This window comes from Pseudomonas sp. NPDC087185 (assembly GCF_044744955.1).
In the GTDB taxonomy this organism is placed as follows: domain Bacteria; phylum Pseudomonadota; class Gammaproteobacteria; order Pseudomonadales; family Pseudomonadaceae; genus Aquipseudomonas.
The window spans coordinates 685,696-703,729 of sequence record NZ_JBIUZK010000003.1; the positions used below are offsets into that span (position 1 = coordinate 685,696).

General features: G+C 63.9%; 14 protein-coding genes. 7 read left to right on the top strand and 7 right to left on the bottom strand.

The window, feature by feature from the left end; translation table 11 throughout:
- The first annotated feature begins 44 nt into the window (after nucleotides 1–44).
- From ACIPIJ_RS13420 to ACIPIJ_RS13430, 3 genes are all read left to right on the top strand, one after another.
- Entirely contained in the window at nucleotides 45–695 is a 651-nt protein-coding gene (locus ACIPIJ_RS13420; RefSeq protein WP_401077210.1) for an isochorismatase family protein, read from the top strand.
- Nucleotides 692–1,891, top strand: a complete 1,200-nt coding sequence (gene pncB, locus ACIPIJ_RS13425) for a nicotinate phosphoribosyltransferase (RefSeq protein WP_401077212.1) — start codon at nucleotides 692–694, stop codon at nucleotides 1,889–1,891. The genes ACIPIJ_RS13420 and pncB overlap by 4 nt, the downstream gene beginning before the upstream one ends.
- A gap of 178 nt (nucleotides 1,892–2,069) precedes the next feature.
- Nucleotides 2,070–2,414, top strand: a complete 345-nt coding sequence (locus ACIPIJ_RS13430; protein ID WP_401077214.1) for a stress-induced protein — start codon at nucleotides 2,070–2,072, stop codon at nucleotides 2,412–2,414.
- Nucleotides 2,415–2,454: 40 nt separating this feature from the next.
- Here ACIPIJ_RS13430 and ACIPIJ_RS13435 read toward each other — a convergent pair whose 3' ends face one another.
- Both ACIPIJ_RS13435 and ACIPIJ_RS13440 read right to left on the bottom strand, forming a co-directional pair.
- Entirely contained in the window at nucleotides 2,455–4,002 is a 1,548-nt protein-coding gene (locus ACIPIJ_RS13435; protein ID WP_401077215.1) for a sensor histidine kinase, read from the bottom strand.
- Between the two features lie 85 nt (nucleotides 4,003–4,087).
- A complete protein-coding gene (locus ACIPIJ_RS13440; RefSeq protein WP_401077217.1) occupies nucleotides 4,088–4,975 on the bottom strand; it encodes a LysR family transcriptional regulator in 888 nt (295 codons plus the stop codon).
- A gap of 112 nt (nucleotides 4,976–5,087) precedes the next feature.
- Between ACIPIJ_RS13440 and ACIPIJ_RS13445 the strand changes: the two genes are divergently transcribed.
- Nucleotides 5,088–6,149: a YeiH family protein gene (locus ACIPIJ_RS13445; protein ID WP_401077219.1), complete on the top strand. Its 1,062-nt coding sequence runs from the start codon at nucleotides 5,088–5,090 to the stop codon at nucleotides 6,147–6,149.
- A 50-nt stretch (nucleotides 6,150–6,199) separates the two neighbouring features.
- On the top strand, nucleotides 6,200–7,573 hold the full coding sequence (ppnN, locus tag ACIPIJ_RS13450) for a nucleotide 5'-monophosphate nucleosidase PpnN (protein ID WP_401077220.1): 1,374 nt from the start codon (nucleotides 6,200–6,202) through the stop codon (nucleotides 7,571–7,573).
- 56 nt (nucleotides 7,574–7,629) lie between these two features.
- Here ppnN and ACIPIJ_RS13455 read toward each other — a convergent pair whose 3' ends face one another.
- From ACIPIJ_RS13455 to katG, 3 genes are all read right to left on the bottom strand, one after another.
- A complete protein-coding gene (locus ACIPIJ_RS13455) occupies nucleotides 7,630–8,796 on the bottom strand; it encodes a diguanylate cyclase domain-containing protein (RefSeq protein ID WP_401077222.1) in 1,167 nt (388 codons plus the stop codon).
- 82 nt (nucleotides 8,797–8,878) lie between these two features.
- Complete coding sequence (pssA, locus tag ACIPIJ_RS13460; protein ID WP_401077223.1) at nucleotides 8,879–10,207, bottom strand: CDP-diacylglycerol--serine O-phosphatidyltransferase; 1,329 nt, start codon at nucleotides 10,205–10,207, stop codon at nucleotides 8,879–8,881.
- 167 nt (nucleotides 10,208–10,374) lie between these two features.
- Nucleotides 10,375–12,636 carry a catalase/peroxidase HPI gene (gene katG, locus ACIPIJ_RS13465; protein WP_401077224.1) on the bottom strand — a complete coding sequence of 754 codons (2,262 nt, stop codon included), beginning with the start codon at nucleotides 12,634–12,636 and terminating at the stop codon, nucleotides 10,375–10,377.
- A 383-nt stretch (nucleotides 12,637–13,019) separates the two neighbouring features.
- On the opposite strand from katG, the gene ACIPIJ_RS13470 reads away from it, so the two are divergent.
- On the top strand, nucleotides 13,020–13,922 hold the full coding sequence (locus ACIPIJ_RS13470) for a LysR family transcriptional regulator (protein ID WP_401077225.1): 903 nt from the start codon (nucleotides 13,020–13,022) through the stop codon (nucleotides 13,920–13,922).
- Nucleotides 13,923–13,941: 19 nt separating this feature from the next.
- Here the strand turns inward: ACIPIJ_RS13470 and ACIPIJ_RS13475 are convergent, their stop codons facing one another.
- Nucleotides 13,942–14,820 (bottom strand): DMT family transporter, encoded by an 879-nt coding sequence (locus tag ACIPIJ_RS13475; RefSeq protein WP_401077227.1) that lies wholly within the window; start codon nucleotides 14,818–14,820, stop codon nucleotides 13,942–13,944.
- 229 nt (nucleotides 14,821–15,049) lie between these two features.
- Between ACIPIJ_RS13475 and ACIPIJ_RS13480 the strand changes: the two genes are divergently transcribed.
- Nucleotides 15,050–15,874: an aldo/keto reductase gene (locus tag ACIPIJ_RS13480; RefSeq protein ID WP_401077228.1), complete on the top strand. Its 825-nt coding sequence runs from the start codon at nucleotides 15,050–15,052 to the stop codon at nucleotides 15,872–15,874.
- Nucleotides 15,875–15,907: 33 nt separating this feature from the next.
- Here ACIPIJ_RS13480 and ACIPIJ_RS13485 read toward each other — a convergent pair whose 3' ends face one another.
- Nucleotides 15,908–18,001: a putative bifunctional diguanylate cyclase/phosphodiesterase gene (locus ACIPIJ_RS13485; protein ID WP_401077230.1), complete on the bottom strand. Its 2,094-nt coding sequence runs from the start codon at nucleotides 17,999–18,001 to the stop codon at nucleotides 15,908–15,910.
- Between the last annotated feature and the right edge of the window lie 33 nt (nucleotides 18,002–18,034).

The window sequence follows — 18,034 nt, forward strand, 5'->3', positions numbered from 1 at the left end:
ATACACCAGGTGAATTATATAGCCATTCCAGCGAGGAGAGCCGCATGAAAATCGCCAGTTTCGATGTCGACGCGCAAAACGGCTTCACCGCCAATGCCCCACAGGAACTGCCGGTGCCCGAGGGCAATGAAATCGCCGCCGACCTCAACACCATGGCCCTGCGTGCCGACCTGAGGCTGGGCAGCAAGGACGCCCACCCGGCCAACGCCGCCTGGGTGGTGGCCGAACCTGGGCAAATGTTGCAACCGCTGACACTGGCCAACGCCGACCTGACTTGGGTCAGCCACTGCGTGCCGGGTACCCCGGGCTTCGAACTGCTGCCCGGCCTGCCCGCCCCCATCGACTACGACTACTTCGTGTGGAAAGGCGTCGAACCCGACCTGCACCCTTATGGCGCCTGCTACCACGACCTGGCCGAGCGCCGCTCCACCGGCGCCATCGAATACCTCAAGGTGCAACAGGTGGACACGGTAATCGTCGGTGGCCTGGCCCTGGACTACTGCGTCAAGTCCACCGCCCGCCAGCTGCGTCAGGCCGGGTTCCAGGTGCTGCTGTACCTGCCCGCCTGCCGCGCCCTGACCCAGGAAGGCGCCATCGCCGCCTGCGGGGCGCTGGCCGCCGAAGGCGTCATCCTCTGCGGCGACGAGGCCGCGCTCGACCACCAGCTCACCCTGATCAAGGAAGCTCGCCCATGAGTGACAGCGTTTTCGGCCCACGGATCATCCAGAACCTGCTGGACACCGACTTCTACAAGATCACCATGATGCAGGCGGTGCTGCACAACTACCCCAACGCCGAGGTGGAATGGGAGTTCCGCTGCCGCAACGGCGAGGACCTTTCCCCATACCTTGCGCAAATCCGCTACCAGGTGGAGCAACTGGCCGAGGTCAGCGTGACCCACGACCAACTGGCATACCTGGAGAAAATCCCGTTCATCAAGCCGGACTTCATCCGCTTCCTCAGCCTGTTCCGCTTCAACCTGCGCTATGTGCAGGTTGGCCTGGACCACGCTGGCCAACTGGCGATCCGCGTCCGGGGGCCGTGGCTGCATGTGATCCTCTACGAAATCCCGCTGCTGGCGATCATCAGCGAAGTGCGCAACCGCTACCGCTACCGCGAGGTGGTGATGGAGCAGGTCGGCGAGCGGCTGTACCAGAAGCTTGACTGGCTCAAGGCCGAGGCCAGTGCCGCGGAACTGGCAGGCTTGCAATTGGCCGATTTCGGCACGCGGCGGCGCTTCTCGTACCGTGTGCAGGAAGCCGTGGTGCACACCCTCAAGCGCGACTTCCCCGGCCGCTTCGTTGGCACCAGCAACGTGCACCTGGCCCGCGAACATGAGCTCAAACCCATTGGCACCATGGCCCACGAATGGTTCATGGCCCACCAGCAGCTAGGCCCACGCCTGGTCGACAGCCAGGTTGCCGCACTGGAATGCTGGGTGCGGGAGTACCGGGGGCTGCTGGGTATCGCGCTGACCGACTGCATCACCATGGATGCGTTCATGGGCGACTTCGACCTGTACTTCGGCAAGCTGTTCGATGGCCTGCGCCACGACTCCGGCGACCCACTGGCGTGGGCCGAGAAGGCCATCGCCCACTATGAAAAGCTGGGCATCGACCCACGCAGCAAAACCCTGATCTTTTCCGATGGGCTGAACTTCGCCAAGGCACTGGGGCTGTACCGCGCCCTGCACGAGCGGATCAATGTGAGCTTTGGCATCGGCACCAACCTGACCTGCGACATTCCCGGGGTCGAGCCCATGAACATGGTGATCAAGATGACGGCCTGCAATGGCGCGCCGGTGGCGAAGATCAGTGACAGCCCCGGCAAGACCCAGTGCCGGGACGAGAACTTCGTGGCCTACCTCAAACATGTGTTCAAGGTGGCCTGAGCGGCGGTGTACTGCACACGGGTTGTTGGCCGAGAGGCTTTTACGACGCAACACGTCTAGGGCCTAATCCTTTCGTGCACCCCGTCCGGTAATACGAAAGTACAGGGAGCAAGCCACTCACCGGCAACGTCGGAACTGTACACAGCCTTTCTGTGTGAATTTCACGAGGTGCACGATCATGGCTAACGATCAAGGCAAAGGTGGACAACAAGGCGGCATGCCGCAACAAAACCCGGATCAGGTCACCAACGACCCGAACAAGGCTTGGGAATCAGGCCGCCAAGGGGGGGCCGCTGGCAGGGATGACCCTCAGCACAACTCCGAACCCGGGCAACAGGGTGGCCAGACGCCAGAAGACAAATGGGGTAATGACACCCAGCGTTCAGGTGGCGCGGGGCAACAGGGTGGGATGGGCGGCCATGGGTCCGGAAGTCGCTCGGACGGCGAGCGTGAAGCAGGGATGGAGCCCGGCACTGAGGTCGAGGACGAAGAAGACAGCGGCATGAACAAGGACGATCGCTGATTGCTCGGGCCAGGCGAAGGAACGCCTTGGCCCACGCAGCTCAAAGCTTGAACCGCACGTGAATAGTGCTTTTTTCAACCTGCCTGTCAACCGAAACGGCCGTGCTACCGTACCCGGAATAGCTTTTCACAATGCGCATGCCAAGGCCGGTACCGCTGGGTTTCGGGTAGTTGTCGGGGAAACCCTCGCCTTCATCGGTTACCGAAATCAAAGCATGGTCACCCGCATCCTTCACGCACACCCCGATCGTGCCTTTGCCATATTTCAAGGCATTGGTAATGAGCTCGGAGATCACCATGCCCAACGGCGCCATGCGCTCTGGAGGCAAGATGAACCTGTCGGCTTCGAGGGTGATCCTGCGGTCGGCCAGGGCTTTTCCCAGGTCCCCCAGCAGGGCACTCAGGTAGTCGCACGCCAGGACGTCAATGCCTTCGGCTGTCTGATAAAGCCGTTCATGGACACTGGCAATGGTCACCACGCGCCCCGCTGCAGTTTCCAACTGCAGCTTCACCGCCTCGTCGGGCGTCAGGTTCGCCTGCAGCAGCAGCAGCGTATTCACCAGGTGCAAGCTGTTCTTGACGCGGTGATGGATCTCTTCCAGATGCAGGTCGCTTCTACTGATTCTGGAGTTTTGCGCCTCGATCAGCGATAGCAATCGAGCTTCATGATGGTGACGTTCCGTAATGTCCCTGGACACTGCGATGATTTTCTCAACACGGCCGTCCGGGCTCAAGATAGGCGCAACCGTCACATCCCACCATTTCGGTTCACTCGGGCCGGCAGGGCAATACGCCTCGAACCGGGTCGACTCGCCTGCGGTGACCTTGCTGATGGCGTCCAGCACGATTGGCCTGGATTCTTCAGGCCACAGTTGCGACCACGACAGCCCTTGCGCCTGTGACAGATCCCCGATGTGCATCAGGCATAGCCCGGCATTGTTCATGAATTCGATCTGGCCGCTTGTCGACAGGACCTTCACGCAGTCGGGGCTTGCATTGAGCATGCTCTCCGAATAGGGATTGGGTAACTCCGCACCCGCATCGGCCAACCGCTCGACAGCCATGGAGATGACATTGGAAATCCCTTCAAGGAAGACCAGATCGCTTTCGATGAAGTCAGCACCCTCGCTGCTGTCCGCCTCAAGCACCCCAAAGGGCGTCAAGGCGCCTCTGATAGGCACGTTGATGGCCCGCTCGATGCCGTACTTCTTGAGTAACTCGGGGGTTCTGAAGCGCTGCTCCTGGCCCAGATGGTTTGACAGCACGGGGCGGTAGGTGGAAATCGCATAACCCGCAGGGCTGGCTTCATCAGCGCCGACGGTGGCACTGCCGATATCCGACTCATCCCACCCTACCCCGTGCGACAGCAGAAACTGGTCGCTGTCCGCAATCGGTACCAGCACCTTGGCGAAGCGAGTCTGCATGCCCTGCGCAACCACTTCGCACGCGTGGGTTAGCAAGGCATCGAGATCAGCCGACTTCAATGACTTCACGCCGTACTCAACCACCAGTTCGTGCTGCCTGTGCAGCCGAGCATGGGATTTGCGCAATGCAGCGCGGATCGTCTCGTCAGGTGGCAATTCTTGCATGGGGATCTTCCAGGGCTGTTGGGCGTGCCACTCGATCATAGCTCTCGTTTATCACCGCTCATCGCTTGCGTGCAACAGCCGCCGATCATCCCGGCCTTGTGACGCTGACACACAACGCCATGAACCGAGCCGCCGCCCGGGAGGGCGTGGCGGCATGCGGCAGCAATATGGAAAAGCGACGCACCAGTGCCTGCGGGGCAATGTGCAAACGCTGCAACGCACCGTCCTCGTGCCTGATCGACATCGCCGACACGAAGCCGATGCCCATGCCCGCCCGCACGGCCTCCTTCACCCCTTCCACCCCGGCGATCTCCAACGCCACGCGCATCGCCACGCCACTGCGGGCAAAGGCCCGTTCGACCACCTGCCGGACCCCCGAACCACTCTCGCGCAGTACCAGCGGGTAACTGCCCAGCGCTTCCAGGGTCTGCTGCTCATCGGCCGCCAACGGGTGGCCGCTGGGCACGATGGCGACGATCTCATCCTCCCGCCACGGTGTTACCCCCGTGCCGAGCGGCAACGCCTGCCCCGGAGGGCCTTCAATCAGGGCGATATCGACGCTGTCCAACGCCGCGACGATTTCCGCCGTGTTGCCGTGGGCAGTGGAAACCAGCACTTCAGGGTGGTGCGCATGAAAATCAGCGATCAGGTACGGCAGCAGGTAGCTGGCCGGTGTGGTACTGGCGCCGATCCGCAGCGTGCCGCGCTCAAGCCCGCGCATCGCGTCGCGCAGCGCCTGGGCCTGGCGAAAGGTTTCACGCAGGTGTTCGGCGTGGGCCAGCAACTGCTCGCCTGCCGCGGTCAGGCGTACACCCCGCCCGGCGCGCTGGTACAGGGGCTCGCCAAACGCCTCTTGCAGCAGCTTGAGCTGGCCAGAGACAGCCGGCTGCGACAAATGCAGGGCCAGGGCCGCATGGCTGATGTTGCCGTGCTCGGCAACGGTGGCGAAGGTTATCAGCTGTTCCGGGGTCATGATGTGAAAATATCAGCTAAATGGATACTTGGCATCCTGAATTACGATTTTTTATAAGCTTATAACCAAAATAAAGTAGGCCGTGTCGAAACACCTTTTCCGGAGGACTCACATGGCCACGGTTCCGTCCAACCCAGCCTTTGCCCCTACCCTTTCTACCCGAGGGCGGCTCAACGGCATCCTGTTCGTCGCGCTGTTCGCACTCGCCGTCACCCAGTTGGCGGCCCTGCCCGCCATCGCCCAGCTGGGTATCAGCCCGCTGATCGTCGGCATCGTCGCCGGTGCCTTGTATGGCAACGCCCTGCGCGACGGCGTGCCGGCCAGCTGGGCAGCCGGCATCAACTTCTCGGCCCGCGGGTTGCTGCGCATCGCCGTAGCCTTTTTCGGCCTGCGCGTTAGCCTGCAGGAAATCGCCGAGGTCGGCTGGTCGGGCCTGACGGTGTCGCTGCTGGTGGTGACAAGCACCCTGCTGATCGGCCTGTGGTGCGGCATGAAACTGCTCAAGCTGGACCGCGACACCGCCCTGCTGACCGCCGCCGGCAGCGCGATCTGCGGCGCCGCTGCGGTGCTGGCGTTCGAGTCGGCGCTGCGCAGCGCGCCGCACAAGAGCGCCATGGCGGTTGGCAGCGTGGTGCTGTTCGGTACCCTGTCGATGTTCCTCTACCCGCTGGCGATCAATGCCGGCTGGCTGCCGCTGGATACCTTGGGTGCCGGCCTGTTCCTCGGCGGCACCGTCCACGAAGTGGCCCAAGTGGTGGGCGCGGCCAGCAACGTGAGCCCTGAAGCCACGCACATCGCTACCATCGTCAAGATGACCCGGGTGATGTTGCTGGTGCCGGTGCTGCTGGTGGTGGGCCTGTGGATCAGCCGCTCACGACGGGCAGGCCAGGCACAGGGCAACGGCCGTATCGCCATGCCCTGGTTCGCCTTCGGCTTCCTGGGCCTGGTGCTGGTCAATTCGTTGCAGGTGCTGCCGGGCAGCGTGACCCAGGCGGTGAACAGCCTCGACACCTTCGCCCTGACCATGGCCATGACTGCGCTGGGCATGGAAACCCGCTTGAGCCAGATCCGCCAGGCCGGGCCACGGGCACTGGTCACCGGGGCAATTCTCAACCTGTGGCTGCTGGGTGGCGGGATGGCGATTACGCTGGGTGTGCAAAAGCTGTTCGCATGACTTATGGTGTTGGCAGAGAAGGATGTTTTACCTGCACAGGAAAGACTTAGATGCCCCAACGCAATGTCATCAATGCATCCGTCAGCCCCAAAGGCAGCCTGGAAACGCTGTCGCAACGTGAAGTCCAGCAACTGAGCGAAGTCGGTACCGGTAGCCTCTACACCCTGTTCCGCCAGTGCGCCCTGGCCATCCTCAACACCGGCGCGCATGTCGACAATGCCAAGACCATCCTCGAGGCCTACAAGGACTTCGAGGTGCGCATCCACCAACAAGACCGCGGCGTGCGCCTGGAGCTGTTGAACGCGCCAGCCGACGCCTTCGTCGATGGCGAAATGATCGCCAGCACCCGCGAAATGCTGTTCAGCGCCCTGCGCGATATCGTCTACACCGAAAGCGAGCTGGCCAGCCAGCGCATCGACCTGGAAAGCTCCCAGGGCATCACCGACTACGTCTTCCACCTGCTGCGCAATGCGCGCACCCTGCGCCCGGGCGTGGAGCCGAAAATGGTGGTGTGCTGGGGCGGGCATTCGATCAGCACCGAGGAATACCAGTACACCAAGAAAGTCGGCCACGAACTGGGCCTGCGCAAGCTGGATGTGTGCACGGGCTGCGGCCCGGGCGTGATGAAGGGCCCGATGAAGGGTGCGACCATCGCCCATGCCAAGCAGCGCATGCACGGTAGCCGTTACCTGGGCCTGACCGAGCCGGGCATCATCGCCGCCGAGGCGCCCAACCCGATCGTCAACGAACTGGTGATCCTGCCGGACATCGAGAAGCGCCTGGAAGCCTTCGTGCGGGTCGGCCACGGCATCATCATCTTCCCCGGTGGTGCTGGTACGGCCGAAGAGTTCCTTTACCTGCTCGGCATCCTGATGCACCCGGACAACCAGGACCTGCCTTTCCCGGTGGTGCTCACCGGGCCACGCAGCGCCGAGGCGTTCCTGCTGCAGCTGCACGCCTTCGTCGGCGCCACCCTCGGCGAGGCCGCCCAGCGCCACTACCAGATCATCATCGATGACCCGGCCGAAGTGGCGCGGCACATGGTCGAAGGGCTCAAGGAGGTCAAGCAGTTCCGCCGCGAGCGCAATGACGCCTTCCACTTCAATTGGCTGCTGAAGATCGACGAGGGCTTCCAGCACCCGTTCGACCCGACCCACGCCAACATGGCCGAACTGGCCCTGCGCCGCGAGTTACCGCCACATGAGCTGGCGGCCAACCTGCGCCGGGCGTTTTCCGGGGTTGTTGCGGGTAACGTCAAGGACAAGGGCATCCGCCTGATCGAAGAGCACGGGCCGTATCAGATCCGCGGCGACAGTGCGGTGCTGGAGCCGCTGGGGCGCCTGTTGCAGGCGTTTGTCGACCAGCACCGGATGAAGCTGCCGGGTGGCGCGGCCTATGTGCCTTGCTACCAGGTTGTGACCTGAAACTTAGTTGACCCTTTCGCGGGCTTGCCCCGCGAAGAGGCCAGCGTGAACGGCCCTTACCTGACCGGGCTGGCCTCGGTGCGATCTACCAGGCGAATACTGTCACGCCCACCCCGCTTGGATTGATACAGCGCCACATCACCCTGCTCGATCAACGCCGCCAGGCTGGCCGGCGGCTGGTCGAACAGGTTGGCGCCGATACTCAATGTCACCGCCTGCGGGGTCGGCATGGCCTGCTCGGCAAATTGCTGGAACTGGCCACGCAACAGGCTGCACAGCTCCACCACCCGCTCACTGCTGGCATCACTGAGCAGGATGACGAACTCATCGCCCCCCAGCCGCGCCGCCAGTGAACGTTCCGGCAGCACCGCACGGATCATTTCGCTGAGCGCGACGAGCAGCCGGTCACCGGCCGCGTGGCCGTGCAGGTCGTTGACCAGCTTGAAATTGTCGATGTCGATCAGCAGCAACGCCCCAGCCCGGCGCGGGTTCACATCTTTGAGCAGGTGCGTGGCGCGAACCTCCAGGGCGCGGCGGTTGTACAGCGCCGTCAGTGGGTCGCGCGCGGCCAGCCGGGCAATCCGCGCCTCACGGCGGTAGCGCACGGTCCCGGTCATCGACAAGGCGATCAGCATGATGGCCATGGCCCCTTCGACCAGCGAGATCTGGATGATCAGGCCGCCGAAGGTCGCCAGATCGATCAGCGTGCCGGGCGTCACTGCAATGATCGCCTTGGCCACATAGAACAGGCCATGGATCAGCAGCACATAACGCAGTTGTACCGCCCCTACGCTCAACGACTTGCCGTGCGGGCGCAGCAGCAGGCTGCCCTTGAGCGTGAGCAGCGCCACCAGCAACGAGTTGACCATCAGCATCACCTTCGACCACTGCGGCCCGGCGGGCAGCAGCAGCAAGGCGAACCACACCGGCACGATCAACAGCCACGCCCGCGACAGCCGGGCCTGGGTGAAGCGCACCACACCCAGCAAAAAGAACGTGTGCGCCACCACCAGCAGGCCATTGGCGAACCAGATGCCGATCAACAGCAGGCCGATGCCGCGCAGCAGGGCCAGGGTGGAACCGATGGTGATAGTGGCGAAACCCGCGCTCCAGAACAGCAGCGAGGGTTCGCGGACACTGCGCCACTCGATCGCCAGGTACAGCGCTGCGGCAGCAGCCAGGGCGATGGTGATGGTCAGCATCGTGGGTGGATCAAGCACCATGAATGAATTGGCCTATCTGGTTAACGTGGAAAACGGCTGATTGTATTCGTTTGCCATGACTTTTCAGAGAGGTAAAGAGCGCTCAAAGCACCCGCTTGATCAACGGTTCCAGGCGGCTGAAGCGCAGGCGCCGCAAGAACTTGCGCACTTCCTTGGGGTGCTCTGCCTTGACCCCCAGTTCATCCGCCGAGCCGATCTTCGGCGCATGCCGACGAATACCTTCCAATTCCAGCTCGCGGGGCACTGTCCACTGCCCGTGCGGGTCGTCGATCAGCAGGCCGTTTTCCAGATCCAGGTTGAACCCGCGGGGGTTGAGGTTGTTGCCGGTCAGCAGCGAATAACGCTGGTCGACCCACACCCCCTTGGCATGAAACGTGTGCCCCGGGTCGTTCCAGATCCGCACCGTCAGCTGGCCACTGGCAATACCGGCCTGACGCCGCCGGGCAAAGGCGCGCAGGTTGTCCTCGTACAGGTAGGGCAAGGCACCACTGGCGCTGAACGGCTCGCCCGGGGCGATATAGAAATCGTTGGCGGTGCGGTCGCCGACGATCAGCTCGACCCGCAGGCCGCGGTCCAGGGCATGGTCGATCTCGCGCATCACCACCCGTGGCGGGTTGAAATACGGTGTGCTGATGATGATCTGCGACCGCGCTGCGGCCAGCAGTGCGCACACTGCGCGGTTAAGCGGGTTGCCCCGCCCGACCCCCAGCAGCGGCACTACCCGCAGGCCCTGGCCTGGCGCAGCCGCCGGTACCTCATAGGCCATGCGCCGCAGGCGGGCGCGCAGGCGCCGGATATCGCCGCGCAGGTTGCGGGTTTGGGGAGGCGCAGGGAGGTCCAGGCGCGGCGTGGCGGTGTGATGCAGCAGGCGCCGCACCAGGTCGACCATGGCATCGGCCAGCGCGGGCGACTCGAATAGGTGATAACGGTCCAGGCGGTAGCGGTCGAAGCGGTGCAGGTAGACGTTGTTGAGGCTGGCGCCGGTGTAGACCACGCAATCATCAATCACGCTGCCCTTCAAGTGCAGTACGCCAAACAGCTCGCGGGTTTGCACCGGCACGCCATGGATCACCACATCTAACCCGCGCAGCTGGCGCTGGGCCTGGTACCAGGCGGCATTGCCAGGTTGGCGCCCGGCCCCCAGCAGCCCACGCCGGGCGCGGAACCAGTCGACCACGATGACGATCTCCAGCCCCGGCCGCGCGGCCTTGGCCTGGTACAGGGCATCGAGCACTTCCTGACCGGCCTCATCCTCCTGCAGGTACAAGGCGACGATGACGATGCGCCGAGTTGCCGCGGCGATGCGCTCGAGCAGGCAGGTACGGTAGGCCGCGGCATCGGGCAATACCTGGATGGCCTGCGGCGCCATGGCAAAGCCTGGCAGCGCCGCCAGCATGGATTCGGGGTTCACGTGGGTTCACCTTCTGTCTGCATCGAGGTCCATTCCTGAATGCCTCAGCTTGCACAGGAACAGCGCAATGGTCCAGCAACCATTGAAGCAGATACGCGCAAGCCCGCCCCACCGTCACCTGCGGGGGCGGGCTTGCTTGCGGACAGGCTGCACAGCAGCCGCAGGAACTACATCTGTTTCAAGTCGAAACGATCGAGCTCCATCACCTTCACCCAAGCCGCCACGAAGTCTTTGACGAACTTGGCATCGCCATCGCTACTGCCATACACCTCGCTCAGCGCCCGCAACTGAGCGTGCGAGCCGAAGACCAGGTCAACACGGCTGCCCGTCCACTTCACCTGCCCGGTCGTGCGATCGCGGCCTTCGAAGGTTTCGTTGTCACCCGAGGTCGGCTTCCACTCCACACTCATGTCCAGCAGGTTGCGGAAGAAGTCGTTGCTCAAGGTGCCAGGTTTGTCGGTGAATACACCGTCCTTGCTGCCACCGTGGTTGGCGCCCAGCACGCGCAGGCCGCCGATCAGCACGGTCAACTCAGGCGCGGTCAGTGTCAGCAGCTGGGCTTTGTCCAGCAGCAGCTTTTCGGCCTTGACGCTGTAGCGGTCCTTGGTGAAGTTACGGAAACCGTCGGCCAACGGTTCGAGCACAGCGAACGACTCGACATCGGTCTGCGCCTGGGAAGCATCGACGCGGCCCGCCCGGAAGCCCACGCTGCCACTGTAACCGGCGTCCTTGGCAGCCTTCTCCACGGCGGCGGTACCGGCCAGTACGATCAGGTCGGCCAGGGAGACCTTCTTGCCGCCATTGCCGAACTCGCGCTGGATGTTCTCCAGCGCCGCCAGCACCTTGTCCGTACCCTGGTTGGCAGCCCAGTCTTTTTGAGGTGCCAGGCGCAAACGGGCGCCATTGGCACCGCCGCGTTTGTCAGAGCCACGGAAGGTAGAAGCACTGGCCCAGGCGGTGGAGACCAGCTCACCCACGCTCAAGCCCGATGCCAGGACCTTGGACTTGAGCCCAGCGATATCCTGCTCGTTGAGCGAAGATGGCTCGGCTTTGGGCAACGGGTCTTGCCACAGCAGTTCTTCGTTGGGCATTTCCGGCCCCAGGTAACGCGCCAGCGGGCCCATGTCGCGGTGGATCAGCTTGTACCAGGCACGGGCGAAGGCGTCCGCCAACTGCTCGGGGTTGTCCTTGAAGCGCCGGGCGATCGGTTCGTAGATCGGGTCGAAGCGCAGCGCCAGGTCGGAGGTGAGCATGGACGGTGCGTGTTTTTTGCTCGAGTCGTGCGCATCCGGTACGGTGCCTGCGCCCTTGCCCTCTTTCGGCCGCCACTGGTGGGCGCCGGCCGGGCTCTTGGTCAGTTCCCATTCGAAGTTGAACAGGTTGCTGAGGTACTCGTTGCTCCAGCGGGTCGGGGTTGAGGTCCAGGTCACTTCCAGGCCGCTGGTGATGGTGTCGCCACCCTTGCCGGTGCCAAATTTGTTGGCCCAGCCCAGGCCTTGCAGCTCAAGGCCAGCGGCTTCCGGTTCGGCGCCGACGTTATCGGCCGGGCCGGCGCCGTGGGTTTTGCCGAAGGCATGGCCACCGGCGATCAGCGCCACGGTTTCTTCGTCGTTCATGGCCATGCGGCCGAAGGTCTCGCGGATATCCTTGCCCGAAGCCACCGGGTCCGGGTTGCCTTCCGGCCCTTCCGGGTTGACGTAAATCAGACCCATCTGCACGGCAGCCAGCGGGTTTTCCAGGTTGCGCTCGGCCGACAGGTCGCGGTTCTGTTCTTCGCCATGCTTGGCGGGTTCGGCCACCAAGTCGCCCTGGCCAGGCGGCTGCGCCTTGACCTGCTCCTTGCCGTAGCGGGTGTCACCGCCCAGCCAGACTTTTTCCGAACCCCAGTACACGTCTTCGTCCGGCTCCCACACATCCGCGCGCCCGCCAGAGAAGCCGAAGGTCTTGAAGCCCATGGATTCGAGGGCGACATTACCGGTGAGGACGATCAGGTCGGCCCAGGAAATCTTGTTGCCGTACTTCTGCTTGATGGGCCACAACAACCGCCGGGCCTTGTCCAGGCTGACGTTGTCGGGCCAGCTGTTGAGCGGGGCGAAGCGCTGTTGACCGGAGCCGGCGCCGCCGCGGCCATCACCGATGCGGTAAGTGCCGGCGCTGTGCCAGGCCATGCGGATGAACAGCGGGCCATAGTGGCCGAAGTCGGCCGGCCACCACTCCTGAGAGTCGGTCATCAAGGCAGTCAGGTCTTGTTTCAAGGCATTGAAGTCGAGGCTCTTGAACGCCTTGGCATAATCGAAGTCCGGGTCGGGGCTGGACTTCGACGAGTGTTGGTGGAGGATCCTGAGGTTGAGCTGGTCGGGCCACCAATCACGGTTGGTGGTGCCGCCACCTGCGGTTTGATGGAACGGGCATTTCGATTCGTTCGACATCTGCTGTTACCTTTGGGTCGGTTATCCAGATTTCCGGTCTATGCCAGGTGTGCTTTCAGCCGAGCACATGGGCTCATGCCTACCCCTCATCAGGTCAGGTCGGTCACGTTCCGACACAGGGCTCACGAAACTGTCATGGCGAGGCGGCGGGGTCTTGCACACAGGTGCTGACACGCCATCCGCGCGCGGAACTCGCGGGGCCACGGTCAAGACTAGCCGAGCTTGGGCAGACTTCTAATAGAGTGGCTATTAGGGGGCGATAGCGTGGCTCTTGCAGGCGCGGGCTTGCCTGCAAAGCGGCCCGCACATCCATACAAGGCACAAGGGCCAGCGCCGTGCTTCAATACACCGCCAACCCATCCACCCTCCGTGAGCCAAGCCCCATGAACCGCAACGACCTGCGCCGCGTCGACATGAACCTGCTGGTGCTTTTCGAAGCCCTGATGATCGAACGCAACCTCACCCGCGTCGGCGAAAAGCTGTTCATCACCCAGTCCACCGTCAGCGCCGCGCTCGCCCGCCTGCGCGAACTGTTCGACGACCCGCTGTTGATCCGCAGTGGCCGCGCCATGGAGCCGACGCCACGGGCGATGCAGATTTTCGCCGAACTGGGCCCGGCGATGGACGTGATCTCTTCGGCAATCAGCCGCGCCCGCGAGTTCGACCCGGCCAACAGCTGCAACGTGTTCCGCTTGGGCCTGTCCGATGACGCCGAGTTCGGCCTGTTCCCCGCCCTGCTGCAAGCCTTGCGCGAAGAAGCGCCAGACATCAGCGTGGTGGTACGCCGGGCCAACTTCCTGCTGATGCCGAGCCTGCTGGCGAGCGGCGAGATCTCGGTCGGCGTCAGCTACACCACCGACCTGCCGGCCACTGCCAAGCGCCGCAAGTTGCGCGACATCGGTGTGCGTGTGTTGCGCGCCGATAACCGCCCGGGCCCGCTGACCCTGGACGAATACTGCGCCAGGCCGCATGTGATGGTGTCATTTTCCGGCGACATGAGTGGCAACATCGACCTCGACCTGGCGCGCATCGGCCGTTGCCGCAAGGTGGTGCTGGCGGTGCCGCAGTTCGGCAGCCTGCGCGCCTTGCTGCGCAATACCGAAATGATCGCCACCGTGCCCGATTACGCCGCCTGCGCCCTGGCCGACGACGGCAGCCTGCGCGCCGACCCGGCGCCGTTCGAAATCACCGAGGCCGAGTTGTCGATGGTCTGGAGCGGCGCGCAGGACAACGACCCCGCCGAGCGCTGGTTGCGCGAACGGATCCTGCAGTTCATGGCCAGCTAGCGTGAGCCTGCACGTAGCCTCACTTCCTGCGCTGCATCCATGCTGCCCCTAACCCGCTCAAGCAGATGATGGCAATCCCCACCAGGCTCGCGCTGTCCGGTACCTGCCCGTAGATCAACAGCCCCAGCAACCCGGCAAAGACGATCTGGCAGTAACTGAACGGCGCCAGCAACGCCGGCGCGGCATGACGGAAGGCCTGGGTCAGCAGCAGGTGCGCACTCATGCCGAAACCGCCCAAGGCCAGCATCAGCAACGCATGATCCCACCGCGGCAACTCCCAGAAGAACGGCACCAGCGCGCTCATCACCACGGTGTTGCACAGCCCAGCGTAGAAGTTACTGGTGGTCGGGCTGTCGTAGGCCGACAGGATTCGCGTCAGCAACTGATAGAAACAGAACCCCAGCGCCGAGCCAAACGGGTAGAGAATCGCCGGCGTGAACATTGCGCCACCGGGGTGCACCACCACCAGTACGCCGATGAACCCCAGCACCACGGCCACCCATTGCCCCGCCGTGACCCGCTCTTTGAGCAGCGGCGCCGATAACGCGGTGACCAGCACCGGGGCGAGGAAGTTGACCGACGTTGCCTCCGCCAGCGGCAGGTACTGCAGGCCGGTGGTGAACAGCAGGCTGGTGCTGAGCAGGCTCAATGCACGCAAGGTCTGCAACACCGGGCGCCGGGTGCGCAGTACGTTGAGGCCGGACTTGGGCAGGAAGATCCCGGCCATCAGCAGGGTGTGCACCACATAGCGGGCCCACACCACCATGACGATCGGGTACAGCCCACCGAGGAATTTGGACAAGGCATCGTGGCTGGCGAACAGGAAGGTCGCCACCACCACCAGAACGATGCCGCGCAGGGGGTGGTTGACTCCGGACAGCGGTGTGCTGGAACTCATGGCGTTCTCGATGGCGGCGCGGCGGCATGCTGCGCCAGGTGAAGGCAGGTGCGACAGCTGGGATTCTAGAAGAGATACGACGACTTGAGGAAGGTCAAATGCCATCGTGCTGCAGGAAGCCTTATTTAACGTTCGCTGATCGACCACTTTCTGCGCCCGGCGCATGGTCGCTGGCAGGCTAAACGCGCACCATCGACTACGGACCCTTGAACCCGAAGAAGGAGTTTTCATGCATAGGCTCACCACCCGCAACGGTCTCGACCTGCCCAGCATCGGCCTGGGCACCTGGCCGATGACCGGCGCCGAGTGCACGCGTGCAGTCCACCAGGCGCTGGAGCTGGGTTACCGGCACATCGACACCGCCACTGCCTACGACAACGAAGCCGCCGTCGGCCAGGCCTTGCGCGACAGCAGCGTGCCGCGCGAGCAGATTCACCTGACCACCAAGGTCTGGTGGGACCGCCTGGCGCCCGAGGCCATGCGCCAATCCCTGGAGAACAGCCTGCGCGCCCTGGGCACCGAGCAGGTCGACCTGTTCCACATCCACTGGCCCGGCAAGGACTGGGACCTGGCCCGCAGCATCGAAACCCTGGTGGCGCTGCGTGACGAAGGCAAGGTACGCAGTATCGGCGTGGCCAACTTCCCGCTCGGCCTGCTGCGCCAGGTGATCGAAGTGCTGGGGGCGCCGCTGTCGGCGATCCAGGTCGAATACCACGTGCTGCTCGGCCAGCAACCGCTGCTCGACTACGCCCGCCAACACGACCTGCTGCTCACCGCCTATACCCCGCTGGCCCGCGGGCAAGCGGCGCAGCAGCCGGTGATCCAGGCAATTGCACGCAAGCATGGCGTGCTGCCCAGCCAGGTAGCACTGAAATGGCTGCTGGACCAGGACGGCGTGGCGGTGATCCCCAAGGCCAGCAGCCGCGAGAACCAGTTGAGCAACCTGGCGTCGCTCGACGTGCAGCTGGATGATCAGGACCGGGCGCTGATTGCCGAGTTGCCGAAGGATCTGCGGGTGGTGAACCCAGACTTTGCGCCGGACTGGAACCGCTGAGCATGCGGGGCTGCATTGCAGCCCCACTGGCCCTCACCCCACCGCCACCTGCTTCAACCGCTCCCCCGCTGGCACCGGTCGCCCATACAGATACCCCTGAAAGTGCGAGCAGCCCTCGGCCCTCAGCCGCTGCATCTGCTCCTCCGACTCCACCCCTTCTGCCGTGGTCTTGATCATCAGGCTGTTGGACAGCTCGGTGATCGCGCGGATGATCGACATCGCCTCACGGCTCTCGCACATGTCGTGCACGAACGACTTGTCGATCTTGATGCGGTCGAACGGGAACGAGCGCAGGTAACCCAACGACGAGTAGCCGGTGCCGAAGTCATCCAGTGAAATCGACACGCCCAGGTCCTTCAGTGCACGCAAAGTACGCACGTTCTCTTCGCTGTTGCCGAGCAATACCGATTCGGTGATCTCCAGCTCCAGGCGCCGCGCAGGCAGGCCAGAGTCGGCCAAGGCCAGTGACACCGTATCCACCAGGTTGGCGTTCTTGAACTGCACCGGCGACAGGTTGACCGACACCGTCTGCTCACTGTCCCAGCTGGCCGCTTCCTGGCACGCCAGGTTCAGCGCGCGGATGCCCAGTTCGTGAATCAGCCCGGTTTCCTCGGCGATGGGGATGAAGTCCATCGGCATGACCATGCCGCGGGTCGGGTGCTCCCAGCGCAACAGCGCCTCATAGCCGGTCACGCTGCTGGTCAGCTGGTCCACCACCGGCTGGTAATGCAGGTGCAGCTGGCCCAGGTGCAGCGCGGTGCGCAGGTCGGTTTCCACCAGGCGGCGCTGGCGCGCAGCAACATCCAGCTCGACGTGGAAGCACTCGTAACGATTACGGCCGTTACGCTTGGCTTCGTACAGCGCCATGTCGGCATAGCCGAGCAACTGCTCGGCCTGCTCATTGTCATCGGGCGCGAGGGCGATGCCGATGCTCACGCCCACCGTGAACTGGTGGCCCTCGATCTGGAACGGCGGGCAGACCGCCTCGATCAGGCGCTGCGCGGTGCTGCAGGCGGCCTCGCGGCTGTCCAGGCCCGTCAGCACCACGGCAAACTCGTCACCGCCCAGGCGCGCCAGGGTGTCGTGCTCGCGCAGTTCGCGGCGCAGGCGCTTGCCTAGGGCGCGCAGCAGCTTGTCGCCGAAGGCATGGCCGAGGGAGTCGTTGATGTTCTTGAAATTGTCCAGGTCCAGGCACAAGGCGGCGGTCAGTTTTTCGCTCTCATGGCCGCGCACCAGGGCCTGCTTCAGGCGCTCGTTGAACAGCGTGCGGTTAGGCAACCCGGTCAGCGCGTCGTGGTGCGCCATGTGGTGGATCTGGGCATGCGCGGCCAGCTCTTCGGTGGCGTCTTCGGCGACGAACAGCACGTAGTCAGCCTGCCCTTCTCGGCGCTGGCTGAGCAACGCCCGGCTGCGCAGGGTGCGCGGCCCGCAGACCGTATCGACCCGGGTCTCGGCCGCATACCCCTTGACATTGCGGGCACCGCGGCTGAGCTGCTGTTCCAGGTAGTCGGCGGCCGCCGGTGCCAGGCATTCGCCGGGCAGTTTGCCGATCATGCTGCTGCCACGCCCACCGAACAGGCGCTCGGCCTGCTGGTTGGCCAGCAGAATGCGCTGGCTCTCCAGGTCCTGGACGATCACGCTGGCGGGGATGTTGGCGATCACCGAGTCGAGGAACTGCGACAGCTTGGCCATTTCCTGGCTGTACTGTTCCGCCAGGTCCTTGGCCTGCAGCAGCTCAAGTTCCTGCTGGCGCCGCTCGGAAATGTCGCGCGTGACCTTGGCGAAACCGACCAGGTTGCCGCTGTCGTCGCGCACGGCATCGATCACCACATGGGCGTGGAAGGCAGAACCATCCTTGCGCAGGCGTGAGCCGACCTCCTCGAAGCGCCCGGTGTCGCGCGCCTGCTCCAGGTTCTGTTCGGGCAGGCCGGCGGCGCGCTCGGCTTCGCTGTAGAACAGCGAGTAGTGCTTGCCGACGATTTCATCGGCGAGGTAACCCTTGGCCCGCTGGGCGCCGGGGTTCCAGTTGGCGACAATACCGTCGGGGGTGAGCAGGTAGATGGCATAGTCCACCACGCTCTGAATCAACAGCCGGTACATGATGTCGGGGCTTGCGACTAGCGACATGAAATTTCCCTGAACCTGCGACGCGCACGAAAA

What these genes read in the sequence shown, in the direction of transcription:
- ACIPIJ_RS13420 (WP_401077210.1), top strand. Translation starts at nt 45, where the DNA reads ATGAAAATCGCCAGTTTCGATGTCGACGCGCAAAACGGCTTCACCGCC.
- pncB (WP_401077212.1), top strand. Translation starts at nt 692, where the DNA reads ATGAGTGACAGCGTTTTCGGCCCACGGATCATCCAGAACCTGCTGGAC.
- ACIPIJ_RS13430 (WP_401077214.1), top strand. Translation starts at nt 2,070, where the DNA reads ATGGCTAACGATCAAGGCAAAGGTGGACAACAAGGCGGCATGCCGCAA.
- ACIPIJ_RS13435 (WP_401077215.1), bottom strand. Translation starts at nt 4,002, where the DNA reads ATGCAAGAATTGCCACCTGACGAGACGATCCGCGCTGCATTGCGCAAA.
- ACIPIJ_RS13440 (WP_401077217.1), bottom strand. Translation starts at nt 4,975, where the DNA reads ATGACCCCGGAACAGCTGATAACCTTCGCCACCGTTGCCGAGCACGGC.
- ACIPIJ_RS13445 (WP_401077219.1), top strand. Translation starts at nt 5,088, where the DNA reads ATGGCCACGGTTCCGTCCAACCCAGCCTTTGCCCCTACCCTTTCTACC.
- ppnN (WP_401077220.1), top strand. Translation starts at nt 6,200, where the DNA reads ATGCCCCAACGCAATGTCATCAATGCATCCGTCAGCCCCAAAGGCAGC.
- ACIPIJ_RS13455 (WP_401077222.1), bottom strand. Translation starts at nt 8,796, where the DNA reads ATGGTGCTTGATCCACCCACGATGCTGACCATCACCATCGCCCTGGCT.
- katG (WP_401077224.1), bottom strand. Translation starts at nt 12,636, where the DNA reads ATGTCGAACGAATCGAAATGCCCGTTCCATCAAACCGCAGGTGGCGGC.
- ACIPIJ_RS13470 (WP_401077225.1), top strand. Translation starts at nt 13,020, where the DNA reads ATGAACCGCAACGACCTGCGCCGCGTCGACATGAACCTGCTGGTGCTT.
- ACIPIJ_RS13475 (WP_401077227.1), bottom strand. Translation starts at nt 14,820, where the DNA reads ATGAGTTCCAGCACACCGCTGTCCGGAGTCAACCACCCCCTGCGCGGC.
- ACIPIJ_RS13480 (WP_401077228.1), top strand. Translation starts at nt 15,050, where the DNA reads ATGCATAGGCTCACCACCCGCAACGGTCTCGACCTGCCCAGCATCGGC.
- ACIPIJ_RS13485 (WP_401077230.1), bottom strand. Translation starts at nt 18,001, where the DNA reads ATGTCGCTAGTCGCAAGCCCCGACATCATGTACCGGCTGTTGATTCAG.